The sequence below is a fragment of the Myxococcus vastator genome (genome assembly GCF_010894475.1).
GTDB lineage: Bacteria > Myxococcota > Myxococcia > Myxococcales > Myxococcaceae > Myxococcus > Myxococcus vastator.
This window is the reverse complement of record NZ_JAAIYB010000203.1, coordinates 1-13,971: the sequence shown is the minus strand read 5'-3', so window position 1 is coordinate 13,971 and position 13,971 is coordinate 1. Positions and strand designations below refer to the sequence as shown.

8 protein-coding genes are annotated in these 13,971 nt (G+C 71.5%); 3 read left to right on the top strand and 5 right to left on the bottom strand.

The window, feature by feature from the left end; translation table 11 throughout:
- The coding region (locus tag G4D87_RS20455) for a helix-turn-helix domain-containing protein (protein WP_163783747.1) at positions 1-505 on the top strand (505 nt) is incomplete at its 5' end.
- An 81-nt stretch (positions 506-586) separates the two neighbouring features.
- Entirely contained in the window at positions 587-1,123 is a 537-nt protein-coding gene (locus G4D87_RS20450; protein WP_163783746.1) for a DUF2378 family protein, read from the top strand.
- A 126-nt stretch (positions 1,124-1,249) separates the two neighbouring features.
- Here the strand turns inward: G4D87_RS20450 and G4D87_RS40350 are convergent, their stop codons facing one another.
- The 3 genes from G4D87_RS40350 to G4D87_RS20435 form a co-directional block, all read right to left on the bottom strand.
- Positions 1,250-5,650: a tetratricopeptide repeat protein gene (locus G4D87_RS40350; protein WP_240358437.1), complete on the bottom strand. Its 4,401-nt coding sequence runs from the start codon at positions 5,648-5,650 to the stop codon at positions 1,250-1,252.
- A gap of 431 nt (positions 5,651-6,081) precedes the next feature.
- The gene (locus tag G4D87_RS20440; RefSeq protein ID WP_163783745.1) at positions 6,082-9,684 is read right to left on the bottom strand and encodes an ABC transporter permease/M1 family aminopeptidase; all 3,603 of its coding nucleotides are present in this window, start codon (positions 9,682-9,684) and stop codon (positions 6,082-6,084) included.
- Positions 9,685-9,693: 9 nt separating this feature from the next.
- Complete coding sequence (locus tag G4D87_RS20435) at positions 9,694-10,575, bottom strand: ABC transporter ATP-binding protein (RefSeq protein ID WP_163783744.1); 882 nt, start codon at positions 10,573-10,575, stop codon at positions 9,694-9,696.
- Between the two features lie 66 nt (positions 10,576-10,641).
- Between G4D87_RS20435 and G4D87_RS20430 the strand changes: the two genes are divergently transcribed.
- Entirely contained in the window at positions 10,642-11,913 is a 1,272-nt protein-coding gene (locus G4D87_RS20430) for a glycoside hydrolase 5 family protein (protein WP_163783743.1), read from the top strand.
- Positions 11,914-11,929: 16 nt separating this feature from the next.
- Here G4D87_RS20430 and G4D87_RS20425 read toward each other — a convergent pair whose 3' ends face one another.
- Both G4D87_RS20425 and G4D87_RS20420 read right to left on the bottom strand, forming a co-directional pair.
- Entirely contained in the window at positions 11,930-12,670 is a 741-nt protein-coding gene (locus G4D87_RS20425) for a response regulator (RefSeq protein ID WP_163783742.1), read from the bottom strand.
- Positions 12,667-13,950: a sensor histidine kinase gene (locus G4D87_RS20420; RefSeq protein ID WP_163783741.1), complete on the bottom strand. Its 1,284-nt coding sequence runs from the start codon at positions 13,948-13,950 to the stop codon at positions 12,667-12,669. Before G4D87_RS20420 ends, G4D87_RS20425 begins: the two co-directional genes overlap by 4 nt.
- Positions 13,951-13,971: the final 21 nt, after the last annotated feature.

Sequence of the window (13,971 nt, the reverse complement as noted above, 5' to 3'; positions counted from 1 at the left end):
GCGCGTCCTGGCGCGGCGGGTGGTGGGGGTGCGCGACGTCCTGGGGCCTCAGGCCTCACTGCTGACGGAGCAGCTCCAGGCGTCGCGAGACTGGGCGGCTCGCTTCGCGTTGCTCGACCGGTTCCTGCTGAAGCGCATCCACGAGGCGCGCGCCATCGCGGCGTGTGTCCCCTGGGCCTGGGAGCGGCTGGTGGCGAGCGGCGGCGGGGTGGAGATTGGCGGGCTGGCCGGCGAGCTGGGCTACAGCCAGAAGCACCTCATCACCCGCTTCAACGAGGAGCTGGGGATGCCGCCCAAGCTGCTGGCCCGGCTGCTTCGCTTCGACCAGGTCATCCAGCGGCTGCGGGCGGGCGGCGTCACGGGCACCTGGGCCGAGCTGGCGCTGGCGCACGGCTACTACGACCAGGCGCACTTCAACCGCGACTTCCGTCAGTTCACCGGGCTGACGCCCCGGGAGTACGTCCGGCTCCAGCTCCCGGACCGCGGCGGCCTCCGCGGCGACTGAGCGCGGACGTTGGCGAGTCAAACACCGCGGGCGCCTCCGCTTCCCCGAGCCGCTTGACTCCCCTAGGGTGCCGCGCCACCGATGCCGACCGACGTCACCGTGCAATCAACGTTGTTCGAATCCCTGGTCCGCCTGGCGCGGCCCGACGCGAAGCTCCAATCGGAGTTCCTGGCCGCGGGCTTCGACATGGACAAGCCCCGCGCCACCTATCCCGCGGCCGTGTTCGCGGGGTGTCAGGAGGCGACGGTGCGTCACCGCTACGCGGGCCTGGACCGCAAGTCGGCCTACCGGACGCTGGGGCGGGAGCTGGTGCGCAGCTACTTCGACACCCTGGTGGGCAAGGTGGTGGGCATGGCCCTCAAGGTGGCCGGCCCCGAGCGCGCCATGAAGCGCGTGTCGCTGAGCTTCAGCTCCGTCTTCTCCCCGGTGGACATCCAGGTGGAGTCCCTGGGCCCGGCGGACTGGCGCGTCCGCTTCCGGAGCTACCCCTTCCCGGCGGAGGCCGCCGCGGGCACCTGTGAAGGTGCGCTGCGGCAGGCCGGCGCCACCGAGCCCCAGGTGAACGTGGAGCGCTACGAGCCGCCCGACGGCTTCGACCTGCGCATCCGCTGGAGCTGACCCGTCAGGGGGCCGATGACCCCCCATTCCCATGATGAAGGAGGAGCGCCTCGGCTTCATATGAGGGGATGGCTCAGGAAGCCGAGGCGCTCCGCTCCCCCTCCAGCCCTGGCGCCGGCCCTCGGGTCAGCGGGCCTCCGCGCCTCCCACCCGCGTCGCGGCGAGAATCTCGTTGACGATGTCGGTGGAGGATCCGCGTCGAGCCGCCTGCTCGGCGTAGCGCCGGGCCTCGTCGTGTTGGCCCAGCTTCCAGTGCGCTTCGGCGATGTTCGACAGAATCGCGTGCGACATCGCCGGGTCGCCCGCCTTGCCCGTGGCGGTGTCCACCGCCGCCTCGTTGGCGGTGAAGGCCTTGTGGAACCAGTCGAGCGCCTCGGCGGTGCGGCCCAGCGCCTCGAGCGCCGCGCCCTTCAGGTTGAGCAGCCGCGCCCGCCCCACCTCGTCGCACGCGACCCGAAGCGCCGGCTCGAGCCGCTCCAGCGCCGCCGTCGGGTCGCCCCGCTCGAGCCACGCGACGCGCGCGTCAAAGAAGAGGACCTGCCCATCCTCGGGCGCCTCGTCCAGCGCGGCGTCGGCCACGCGGCGCGCCTCGTCCAGCCGCGTGGCCTTCACCAGGGACCAGCCGAACTGCAGCCTCGCCAGCCTCGCCAGCCTCGTCACCTCGGCGTGTCGCCCCTCACTGGACTCGCCCGTGGCGAGCGCGCTCCCCAGCGCCTGGGCCCGAGCGTCGCCGCGCAGCACGCTCTGGTACAGCACCTGGAACGCCAGCTCCGCGTCGCCGGCCCGTGAGCGCGCCGGCAGCACCTCATGCAGCCGCGGCAGCAGCCCACGTGACTCCCACAGCGGCCACGCGAGCGTGAAGAAGTGCTGCCAGCCGGCGCGGCTCTTCTCCAGAGGCACGTCGGCGGGCCACAGGGGGCCGTCACCCTCCAGCGCGGTGGCGATGCGCCGTGCCACCCACAGCCTCACCGCGCTCGCGGGCGCGTCCTGCTCTTCGTCGGCGAAGAGGCTCGCGGCGAAGTCGTCGTCCCTGGCGCGCGCGCGGTTGCCCTTCTCCACCGCCTGCGCGTCGGGAGTCCAGCCGCTGCGGACCAGGGGCACCAGCAGCGCTTCGTCGCCCTCCAGCCGCTCGAGCGCGGCCAGCAGCTCGCCGCGCAGGCGCTCGAGTCGGGCCTCTCCCATGGCGGCCAGCACCTTCACCGGCACTTCGTCGTGAGCCTCCAGCGAGCCGAGGTAGCGGCCGAGTTGCGGCACCGCCGCGTCCTCGTCGACGCGGCCCAGGGCCTCCCTCGCCGCGAGCGCGTGGTAGGCGTTCTCGGAGTCCAGGAGCGCCTCCAACCGGGCGCGGGCCCCGGCATGGCCGCGCTTCGCCAGGGCTCTCAGCCCGGGGAGCCCCTCGTCGAGGTCTCGGGCGGCCACGGTGAGCCACGCGCGCGCGCAGCCCTCCGGATCGACGTCGAGCAGCTCTCGCGTGATTCTGCCCGCCGCGGTGAGGCCTTCCTCCTCGAACAAGGCAAGGACCTCGGCGCGGAAGGCCGTGTCGCGCCGCGCGCGCGCCACCAGGTGCGGGAGCGCGGCGTACCAGCGCGGGGCGCTCAGCACCTCCCGCAGGGAGCGCTCGGCCCGCGCGGAGCCCGCCGCGCGCATCGGCCCCGCGTCCCCACCCCCGGCGACGATGTCGACGATTTCGAGACGCACGTCGGTGTCGAGCGCGAAGATCAGGGTGCGCGCGGAGGCGCGGCCCGCGAAGGCCCGGGCGGCGTCATGGAGGTACGCCCGGCAGGCGCGGAGCCGCTCCTGCATGGCGAGCTGCGTCCACGCGTCATCGAGGGCTCGGGCCTGCTGCTCCTCGGCCTCCGAGGGGGGCGTGGCCCCCGGGGGCGCCGCGCGCTCACCCGGCGCCTCGAATTCCAGCCGCTCGTTGTTCTCGTAGCCGATGGACACCACGCTGCACGGCGGCTGGCCGCGCAGCCCGGCCCAGCCGTCGAACCACTGCAGCACCACGCCGCCCAGCGGCGCCCGGGTCCCATCCTCGGCCGGCACGCCCTCCTGCCTCAGCGCGTCCAGGCGGGTGTCCAGCCACTCGCGCAGCCGCGGGACGTGGGCTTCGACGCGCGCACGGAGCGCCGCCGCGTCGAACGGCAGCGGTGACAGCTCCAGCACCCGCTCCCGGGTGACGGCGGTGGCATGCCCCGCCCGCAGGGAGATGGCGGTGGGTTCGAGCCGGTAGCCGTCGGGCCCCAGCGTCATCACCTCGCGCGCCGTCTCGCCCAGCACCTCCACCACGCGGCCGCGGGCGGCGAAGGCCAGCGGCGCCGCGTCGCTGGTGGCCACCAAGGGCGAGGGGCCGACGTGCACCTTCCGCGTGCACCGCGGCGTGTCGCCCAGCTCCACCAGCCAGACCCACTCGTCGTCCGTCAGCGCCGCGGTGCCCTCGCCCGTGTGCAGCAGCTCGGGCGCGTTCTTCCACTGCCGCAGGGGCACGGGGCGCGACGGCTCGCTCACGTCGAAGAGCGCCAGGTTCGCCCCGGCGGCCACCAGCAGCCGCCCGGCGCCGGTGAAGCCGAGCTGGCTGATGCGACGCTTGCCGGGGAGGGCGAGCAGGGCGAGCCACACGAGCGTGGCTCCGTCGACGCGGTAGAGGTTGACGATGGCGTCGCTGGCGCAGGCCAGCAGCGTGTCGTGCGCGGCCATGGGCCCGTCACCCGCCGAGGGGCGGTGGACCGTCGCGCGCGGCCGGCCCGCGGCGTCGAGCAGCACGAGCGTCGAGCCCACCGAGGCCACGACGCCGGCGGGCACCGCGGCGAGGCCGTCAATTTCGGAGGGGAAGGTGGCCAGCCGCCGCGCGTCGCCGCCGGCGGGGTGCTCGAAGAGCGCTCCCTTCGCGTCCGCCACCCACCAGCCGTCGGGGCGCTCCAGGGCCGTCCTCAGGCGCGGAGGCTCCTCCGCCTCGTCACCACCTTCGAGCGGCGCGGCCAGCACCCGCGTCGCCGGCTCCACCGGGAGCGCGCGGGCCTCCCCGAGCTCGAGCTCCTCGGCGGGGAGCCGCTGACAGGCCTCGCGGCTGGCGCGCACCGCCGCCTCGAAGGCCTGGTGGGCCCGCAGCACGGGCAGCAGCTCCCGCGCCGCCCCGACGTGGGCCAGCAGGTGCCCGCGGACCCCGGCGGCGAGCGCCTCGCGCAGCGTGGCGGAGGCCTTCGGGGCGTCGCTTCGCAGCTCGAGGAGCGCGCGGGCCGCCAGCGCGTTTCCGTCCGTGCGGTCGGCGACGAGGGCCAGCGCCTCGCCGACGCGCCCGAGGCTCCCCATCGCCAGCGCGCGCTCCGCGTGCGCGTCGTCCTCCTTGGCCACGCGCAGCACGTCTTCCCAGCGGCCGAGGCCGGTGAGCGCGCGGGTCTCAATCCAGGACCAGCGGTCCTTCCCCGACAGCAGGCCGACGTGCGCCAGCGCGGACGCCCAGTCGGAGGCGTCGAGTGCGGCCGTCGCGAGCTCGCGGTGGATGGCGGCGCGCGTCTGCGCGGGCAGCTCGAGCCCGCTGATGAGCGCCCAGACGCGCTCGGAGCCCAGGGCTCGCGAGAGGCTGGTGACGAAGTCGAGCTGCTCGTGCGGCTGGGGGCGCTCGGCGAGGGAGGCCGCGAGCGCCGCGGCGTCGGAGGGCAGCCGGGTGGAGGCCCCGCCGTCGACCTCGAGCTTGCCGCTGGCCGCGAAGAAGGCGCTCAAGGCCGCGAGGGTGTCGTGGTGTCCGGGGCCTCCCGCCTCGGGGTGGGTGTGGCCGGGGCTGAACATCACATCGAAGTCCTCGCCCTCGAAGCGCACGGCCAGCTCGTGCTCGTCGCGAACCTCGTGGGCGCGGATGACCTGGGCGTGAGTCCAGGTGCGGATGGAGGGGGGCCCTTCCTCCGCGCCCTCGCCCTCCGGGTAGAAGATGACGAACTGGTCGCCTTCGAGCGAGGCGTGCGGGTAGGCGCTGCCGTAGCCGTGCTCCTTCCTGTGCTCGCGCAGCGGCCACAGCGGGGCGCCGCGCGGGTGGCAGAAGGCGACCAGCCGCGCCTCGGAGGCGTCAGTCGAGACGAAGACGCCGACGGGCTGGTGGAAGCGGCCGGCCAGCCGCTGCGTGCCGAGCTCGATGGCGCTGGCCACCAGGGCGCGGTGGAGTTCGAGCCACCATGCCCGGAACGAGGCGTCGCGCGTCGCGTCCTCGAAGCGGAGCGGCGGAGTCGGCGTCCAGCCACGGGGCGCCGGGAGCGAGCGCTCCCCTCGCGCGAGGGTGTCGAGCGTGTCGAGCCAGGGGGTCAGCGAGACGAACCCGGCGGCCTCCGAGGGGTCGTCCGCGTAGGGGTAGCTCGCCCACTCGACGCCGAGCCAGACGCCCAGGCGCAGCCGGTCGGGCGTGGGGGCGAGGACGATGATGCGCAACTCCTCGGCGGGGACGTCATTGTCGAGGCGCGCCTCGATGAGGGCCGCGAGCTCCGCGGGCCAGTCGGACGCGAACTCCGGGAGCCGGGCGTGGTGCAGTGCGCGAGGTGTCATGAGGAGACACTACCCTCACTCGCCCCGTCCCCTTCGGGGGAGAACGCAGCTCAGCCGAGAACTTTCGCGTGGGCCGCGGGTCGTCGGCCTCACCGGGCGGCAGACCCCTCAGCGCCGAGTGCCGGTCGGCGCACAGATCCCGGTTCTCCTGGCAGGCGGCAATGCACCGGGTCAGCTTCGCGACGGTGCGCCCGCTGCCTCCGTACTCGATGGCGCAGTCCTCCCCGCATGTGGCGTAGTCCTCCTTACAGCCGGAGGAGGCGGAGCGCGCACCCTGCGCAGGTACCTGGATTGCGGCGTGCTGGTGCACGAGGTGAAGCGCCGCATCCGCGGCGTCGGCGCATTCCCGGACCGCGCCAGCGCCCTGCGCCTCATCATCGCCATCGGGTTTTCCAAGAAACGCTCGGCTTCATATGAGGGGATGGCTCAGGTCAGGGGGAGGACGGGCCCCCTAGCGCCACCTCGGACACCACGGTGGGCTCCGTCACGTTGTCGGTGGACGTGCGGTCGATGAGCACGTTGAGCGGATCAACGCCCACCTGGGCGGGCTTCACGGGGACGGTGAAGGTGAGCTCCGATTCGCCCTTCGGAACCCGGCGCTTCTCCAGGAAGACGGCCTCGCCGCGTTCGTCGAGCGCGCCCACGTCCATCCAGTCGTTGAAGTCCACCTCCGTCTGTTCGCCCTTCTCGTCGGCGCGGAACTTCTTCGCCACCACCTTGAGCGTGACGTCCCAGGTGCCCTGGTCATTCTGGCGCACCTGCGCGGAGACGGCGCGGTTGTCGTAGAGGGTGATGCGCTCGAACAGGTCCTCGATGAGGTACTGGTACTCCGGCGGCGTCTCTTCCCGCAGGAAGCCCAGCAGCTCGGTGGAGCCGGTGTACGGCGGGCCCTGGAAGCGGACCTTCTCCACGTAGCGGCGCAGGGCGCGGTTCACCCGCTCCTCCCCGATGAAGTCCTGCAGCGCGTACATGACGAGGCTGCCCTTCTGGTAGTGGATGTACGCCTGCTGCTCCACCCGGGCCAGCGGCACCTCCTTCTTCGACTCGAATGCGCGGCCCGCGAGGTAGCGGTCCAGCTCGAACTTGAGGAAGCGCTTCATCTTCGTCGGCCCGAAGCGGTGCTTCATCACCATCAGCGCGGCGTACTGAGACATCGTCTCCGACGTCATCGTGGCGCCCTGCGCGCGCGCGCCCACCACCTGGTGCGCCCACCACTGGTGGGCAATCTCGTGCGCGGTGACGTAGTACGGGTAGTCCACGTCGTCGGCGCGTCCGTCCTCCACGCGGGCGATGAAGCCCAGCGCCTCCGAATACGGAATCGTATTGGGGAAGGCCTGGGCGAAGCTCGCGTAGCGGGGGAACTCCAGGATGCGGGCCTGCCGGTGCTGGTACGGCCCGAAGTTCTCGCTGCAGTACGCCAGCGCGTCCTTCATGCCGCGCATCATCCGGTCCAGCGCGAAGGTGTGCGTGGGGTGGTGGTAGATCTCCAGCTTCACGTCGCGCCACGAGTCGCGCATCACCGCGTAGCGCGCGGACAGGACGGAGAAGAAGTTGAGGATGGGCTGGTCCATCCGGTAGCGGAAGAAGCGGCGGTCGCCCTCGGTCCACTCCTTCTCCAGGTAGCCCGGGGCAATGGCGATCTGATCCTTCGCCGTGCTCACCGTGGCCTCGAAGGTGATGAAGTCCGAGTCCTGACGGATGTAGTGGTCCTGCTTCGCCTTCGGGTCGTCGCGGTCCGGCAGGCGCTCGCGAGGCGGCAAGTCGTAGTCCTTGCGGTCCCGGTCGTCCTCCAACTCCGCGTCCTTCTGGTAGCCCAGCACCGGCAGGTTCATGTTGTTGAAGAAGGTGCCGTTGCCCACGATGTCCGTGCGCGCCCCGCCGTGCTTGAAGCCCTTCGTGCCGAACTCCAGGTCGAACACGATGGCGGCGTCGGCGCCGGGCGCCAGCGGCGTGGGCAGCTCGTAGATGAAGATGCCGAGCTCGGCGTCATGCACCGCGGGCTTCGTCACGCCGGCCAGGGACAGGCCGCGCACCCGGGCGTCGTCCGGCAGGGCGAGCATCACCTTGGAGATGGGCACGTCCGTCTTGTTGCGGATGCGGTAGCTGCCCAGGGCCTCCAGGCGCAGCTCCTCCGGGTGGATGTGGAAGGTGACCTGCGCGGCGGTGATGCGCGGGTGGGGCAGGGCGGCGAAGGACGCGTAGTCCTTTTCGTAGCGGGCCTGCTGCCGCTCCCGGTCCTTCCGGGTGACGTACGGGTTGAGCAGGTGGGTGTTGTAGTAGATGAACGCGCCCGCCCCGACGAAGACGCAGAGCGACAGCGCCGCGGCCACGGTCCACGCGCGGGTGCGCCGCGCCTTGGCCGCCGCCCACCGCTGCTTCCAGCGGACCTCCCGGCCTCGGACGGTGAGCAGGTAGCCCGCCGCCACGAGCAGCGCCGCCAGCCCGTACCAGTAGACGCGGTGCCACACGAGCGCGGGGAGGCTGCCGCCGAAGCGGTTCAGGTCCGAGTAGCGGAGCGTGGGCTCGGAGCCGTAGCGGACCAGGGCATCTTCCACGCCCATCAGGCCCAGCGCGGCCTGGAGGACGAAGTAGAGCACCATCACCAGGTAGGCCAGGTACTTCTGGTGGATGAGCACCTGCGCGAAGAAGGCCAGCACGCACAGCAGCGCGTCATGCGGGAAGTCCAGCAGGAAGAGCTGCGTGGCGTAGAGGTTCCATTCAATGTCGAAGTAGCCGCGGAGCACCTGGGAGAGCAGCGCGGACAGCAGCGCCACGACCTTGAGGGAGAAGGCCACCAGCAGCAGCGCCCCCAGCTTCGCGCCATAGGTGACCCAGGACGGCGCGCGCGTGGCGTCCACGATGTCGGCCAGCCCCGCGTCGCGCTCCTTCCACACCAGCTCACCCGCGTAGAAGGTGATGGTGATGAGCAGGAAGGGCTGGAACATGCTCGTGGCCGTCTCCAGCACCTGCCACGTCACCGGCCAGGTGGCGGTGCCGAACATCTGCTTGGAGAGGGACATGCCCAGGGTGCCCATGGCCAGCCCCGCCACGACGAAGGACCAGAACACCGGAGAGCGGAGGATGTCGCGGTAGGCCAGCCAGGCGGTGGCGACGGCCGTGCGCAGCCAGCTGCCCGTCGTGGGCGCCGCCACGGTGGCGGGGATGGCGACCGGGGCGGGGGCTTGCGCCTCCTTGCGCGCGCCGCGGCCCCGCTGCTCCTCCACGGTGGTGCGGAAGCGCAGGACGGCCAGGCTCAGAATCGCGGCGCCCACCGCGCTCCACAGCAGCCGGTTGGCGAGCAGCAGCCCGGCGAAGGGGATGCGGTCCCGGTTGCGCTCGGCCGAGGTCCAGTAGCGGGTCGCGTTCTCGAACGTGAGGAAGCCGAACGGGTCCAGCAGGGACGCCAGGTCCTGGTGCTGCACGTCGGACATGGCGGCGCTGAGCACCAGGTACCCCATCACCAGCACCACGACGCCCACGTACACGGCGGCCATGCGCCGCGTCAGCGCGGCCAGCGAGAAGAAGACGGCGCCGGAGAAGAAGAGCGTGGGCCAGACGCCGACGACGTAGGGCCAGAGGTACGAGCCGAGCTGGAACGAGGTGAGCCGCTCGGCGTCCACCAGCCACACGCCCGCGGCGCCCACCATCAACCCGGGGATGATGGCCAGCATCAGCACCGCGCTGAAGAGGTACGCGCCCAGGAACCGGCCGAGCAGGTACGGGCCCTTCTTCACGTTCTTCGTGAAGATGAGCATCCAGGTGTTGTGGCCGAAGTCCTGGTAGGCGGCCTGGCCGAAGACGGCGGCCACCATGAAGAGGCCGAAGTAGGCCAGGCTGGTGGTGAAGTTGAAGATGGTGTGCGGGCTGTTGACGCGGACCAGCTCCGGGCCCGACGCCACCGAGAAGCCCTTGAACACGGCGCCAATCGCCAGCGTCATCAGCGCGGCGGCGGCGGCCAGCACCAGGGCGTAGACCCAGGTGGAAATCATCTTCATCCGGCGCCGCAATTCGAAGGTCAGGAGGGCGGTGAACATGGCGGGCCCTCAGGACTGCTTGGACGCCCGGGCGAGCGCGTGGAAGTAGACGTCCTCGAGGTCGGGGCTGGCCGGCTCGAAGCCCTCCGGCGGAGCCTCCGCGTAGACGTGGACCAGGCGCTGACCGGCCACGCGCCGCACGGCGATGACCTCCAGGTCCTTCATGAGCGCGTCCAACTCCTCCTGGTGGGTGACGAAGCGCTTCCACACGCGCTGGTGCAGGGACTCCACCAGCTTCAGCGGGTGGCCGCTGGCCACGACGTTCCCCTGGGCGAGGATGGCCATGTTCTGACAGAGGTCCGCCACGTCGGAGACGATGTGCGTGGACAGCAGCACCACCACGTCGGTGCTGATCTCCGCCAGCAGGTTGTGGAAGCGGAAGCGCTCGGCGGGGTCGAGCCCGGCGGTGGGCTCGTCCACGATGAGCAGCCGGGGGTTGCCGAGCAGCGCCTGGGCGATGCCGAAGCGCTGCTTCATGCCGCCGGAGAAGCCGCCGAGCCGGCGGTCGCGGTGCTCCCAGAGGTTCGTCTTCTGCAGGAGCGCCTTCACCGTGTCATGGCGCGGGCCGCGCTGGGCCAGGCCCTTGAGCTGCGCCAGGTGGTCCAGCATGTCCCAGGCCGTCACCTTGGGATACACGCCGAAGTCCTGTGGGAGGTAGCCCAGCACCTCGCGGAGCCGGTCCTTGTCCCGGCGCAGGTCGATGCCGTCGAAGGTCATGGTGCCCGCATCCACGTCCTGCAGCGTGGCGATGCTGCGCATCAGCGTGGACTTGCCTGCGCCGTTGGGCCCGAGCAGCCCGAACATCCCGCGCGGAATGGTGAGGTTGACACCCTGCAACGCACGGGTGCCGTTGGGGTACGTCTTCGACACGCCTTCCAGTCTGAGCTCCATGGTGGCGAACCTAACCCAGTCCTCGGGACCGATGCGTGGCGCGCGCGGCGTCGTTACCATGCAGGCATGCCCCTTCCTCCCCGGACCTCCACCGCCACCGCGGCCCTCGCCGTCCTCCTGGGGGCCTGCGGAGAGGGGGACCCGGTCATGCTGGAGGCGGTGGCCGCGAGCTGCTCGGGCGGCCCGGCGCAGCACCTGGACCGGTTGCCGTCCGGCGCCATGGTCCTCAATGCCTACTTCCTGCAGGAAGAGGCCACCCGGGACGCGCGGCGGGGGGCGGCCGAGTCCCCGGTGCTGGAAGAGGTGCTGGCCAAGGCCGCCGCGCTGGGCGTGCGGGCGCTGCGCACCAACGGACACAACGACGCGCTGTCGAAGGTGGGGGACACCGCCATCCAGGTGGCGCCGCTGGAGTATGACGAGGTGGCGCTGGTCGGTCTGGACCGGGTGCTCGCCCGCGCCCGCTTCCATGGCGTTCGCCTGGTGCTGACGCTGGGGAACTACTGGGACGCCTACGGGGGCGCGCGCCAGTACGTGGCGTGGGCGGGGCTCCCCCGGCCCGTGGAAGGGGACGCGCGCTTCTTCACCGACGCGGCGGTGGTGGCGCACTTCAAGGCGCACGTGGCGCGGATGCTCAACCGGGTGAATACCGTGGACGGCATCCGCTATGGCGACCACCCGGCCGTCCTGGCCTGGGAGCTGCTCAACGAGCCACGGGGCCGGGGCCTGGACAAGGAAGGGGCGTGGCTGCGCGCGTGGATTGATGACGTGGCGCGGGAGGTCAAGTCGCACGCGCCCGGGCACCTGGTGGGCACGGGCGAGGAGGGCTTCGAGCCGTCGCCCGAGGGGTACGACGCCGGCTTCTGGGCCCGGTCCGGCTCGCAGGTGCTGCGCACCCCGGGGGCCAGCTTCACGCGCAACACCGCGTCCCCGTACATCGACTTCGCGTCGGTGCACTTCTATCCGGAGTCCTGGGGCCTGGGCGGCATTGACACGGCCGAGGCCGGCGCCCGGTGGATTCGGGAGCACGCCGCCATCGCCCGGAGCCTGGGCAAGCCCTTGTTCGTGGGCGAGCTGGGGCTGCGCAACGAAGGCGTGTTCGACGTGTCGCAGCGGCGCGCGCTCTATCGCGGCTGGCTGGAGTGCATGCGGAAGGAAGGCGTGGGCGCGGGGGCGCTGTGGATGTTCGCCAACGACGCCCGGCCGGACGGCTGGGACGGCTACACCTTCTACTACCGGGACGGCACGCTGCCGGGCGACCCGGTCAACCGGTACGCGGACCTGGTCATGGAGGCCGCCGCCGCGGAGCGTCCGGGCGCGGCGGTCTCCACGGGGCGCTGAGCGCGGGGGCGCCGGCTCAGACGGAGATGAGGCCCTTGCGGATGCCCTCGGTGACGGCCTCCACGCGGTTGGTGACCTCCAGCTTCCGGTAGATGTGCTCCAGGTGCGTGCGGATGGTGGCCTTGCTGAGGTCGAGCAGGCGCGCCGCCTCGCTGTTGGACACACCCTTGGCGATGAGCTGGAGGATTTCGCGCTCCCGGTCCGACAGCGGCTTGAGCAGGGGCTCCTGGAGCGCGTCAGGGGTGGGCTGCGCCGGCTCGGAGGGCGGCGAGGACACGGGGCTGGCGTCGGGCTCCACGCGGAAGTGACGGAGCAGCCGGCGGGCCAGGTTGGGCTGGATGACGGTGCCGCCCGCGCGGACCTCCTTGATGGCCTCGATGATCTTGTCCACCGGGGCGCCCTTGAGCAGGTAGCCGGAGGCGCCCGCCTTCACGGCCTCCAGCACTTTGTCCTCCTCGTCGAAGATGGTGAAGATGAGGATTTCAATCTGCGGGAAGCGCGCCTTCACCTCGCGCGTCACGTCGATGCCGCTCATGCGGGGCAGGCCCAGGTCCAGCAGCAGCACGTCCGGCATCAGCTTGGGGACTTCCTCCAGCGCGGCTTCACCGGAGAGCGCGGTGCCGATGATGTCCATCTCCGGGTGGCTCTCGAAGAGGCGGAGCTGGTTCTTGAGGATCTTCGTCTGATCCTCCACCACGAAGACGCGAATGGGCGGCGAATCGGGAGGCTGCGGGGCGTCCACGGGAGCTCCGGTCATGACGGACGACAGGGAAGGGAGAATGCCACCTGGGCGCCAGCGCCGGGTGACGAGTCCACGATGAGCTGGCCACCGAGCTTCATGGCGCGCTCACGCATGTTCAACAGGCCGTAGTGGCCGCGCGGCGTCCGGGAGGGGTCGAAGCCCTTGCCGTCGTCGCGCACGACGAGGTGGACGCGGTCCTCGCTGAAGTCGAGCTGCACCTGGACGCTCTTGGCCTCCGCGTGCTTCACCGCGTTGGACAGCGACTCCTGGAGGATGCGGAACAGCGCCAGCTGCGCGTCCGGGTTCAGCTTGCGCTGCAGCCCGGTGCGCTCGAAGCGGATGTCCAGGCCGGTGCGCTCGCGGAACGTCTTCGCGTAGTCGTCCAGGCCCTGCGCCAGCTCGAAGTCCTCGCGCATCATCCGCAGGTTGCGCCGCAGCTCCTCGATGGACTCCTCCGCGGTGAGCTTCAGCTCGCGGATCTCCTCGCGCAGGCCCTCCTCGCGCGCGAGGTTCAGGATGTACTCGGACTGGATGATCATCGACGACAGGGACGCGCCCAGGCCGTCGTGGATCTCCCGCGCCAGCCGGTTGCGCTCCTCCACCACGGCCAGCTCCTTGAGGTCTCCCTGGAGCGACACGACCTCGCGGTGCGCGGCGGCCTCGCGCTCGTTCAGGTACACGAGCACGTAGACGATGATGAAGTTGAGCGCCAGGTACCAGAGCAGGGTCAGCAGCTCCACCGCCGTCACGGAGCGGTTGAGGAGCAGATCCAGCCGGGTGGTGATGGGCAGCGCCAGCAGCGGCGGAAGAATCGCCAGCGGCTTGGGGTAGAGGATGGCGAAGAGCGTGGTGAAGAGCAGCTGCGTGGCCAGCAGCGGGCTCTGGAGTCCGCCGCCGACGTGCGGCTTGACGATGAGCACCACGCTGATGGCCACGTCCAGGCAGAGGGTGATGTACGTCACCCAGCGGCCGGCCTTCGGGTGGTCGATGACGAGGAGGTTGGCGACGCTGTAGAGCAGCATCGCGAAGTAGCCCACGAAGGAGAAGGGCCCGGTGAGGCCGAAGTAGCCGCTCCAGGCCGGCACCGCGAGGATGAGCAGGCCCAGCGTGAGGAACATCATCCGCGCGTAGAAGAGCGCGCGGGCCCGGGCCACGAAGCGGTCCTGCTCCCACGAGGCGGTCGCCTGCTCCGCCGACACGCTGTCCGTCAGCTTGCGGCGCTCCAGGACCTTCCGCACCCGGGCGCGCAGGTCGTTGGCAGGCGTCTCCTCGCTCAATGCGAGTTGGGAATCCATTCGGCCGGCAGTCTACGGGAG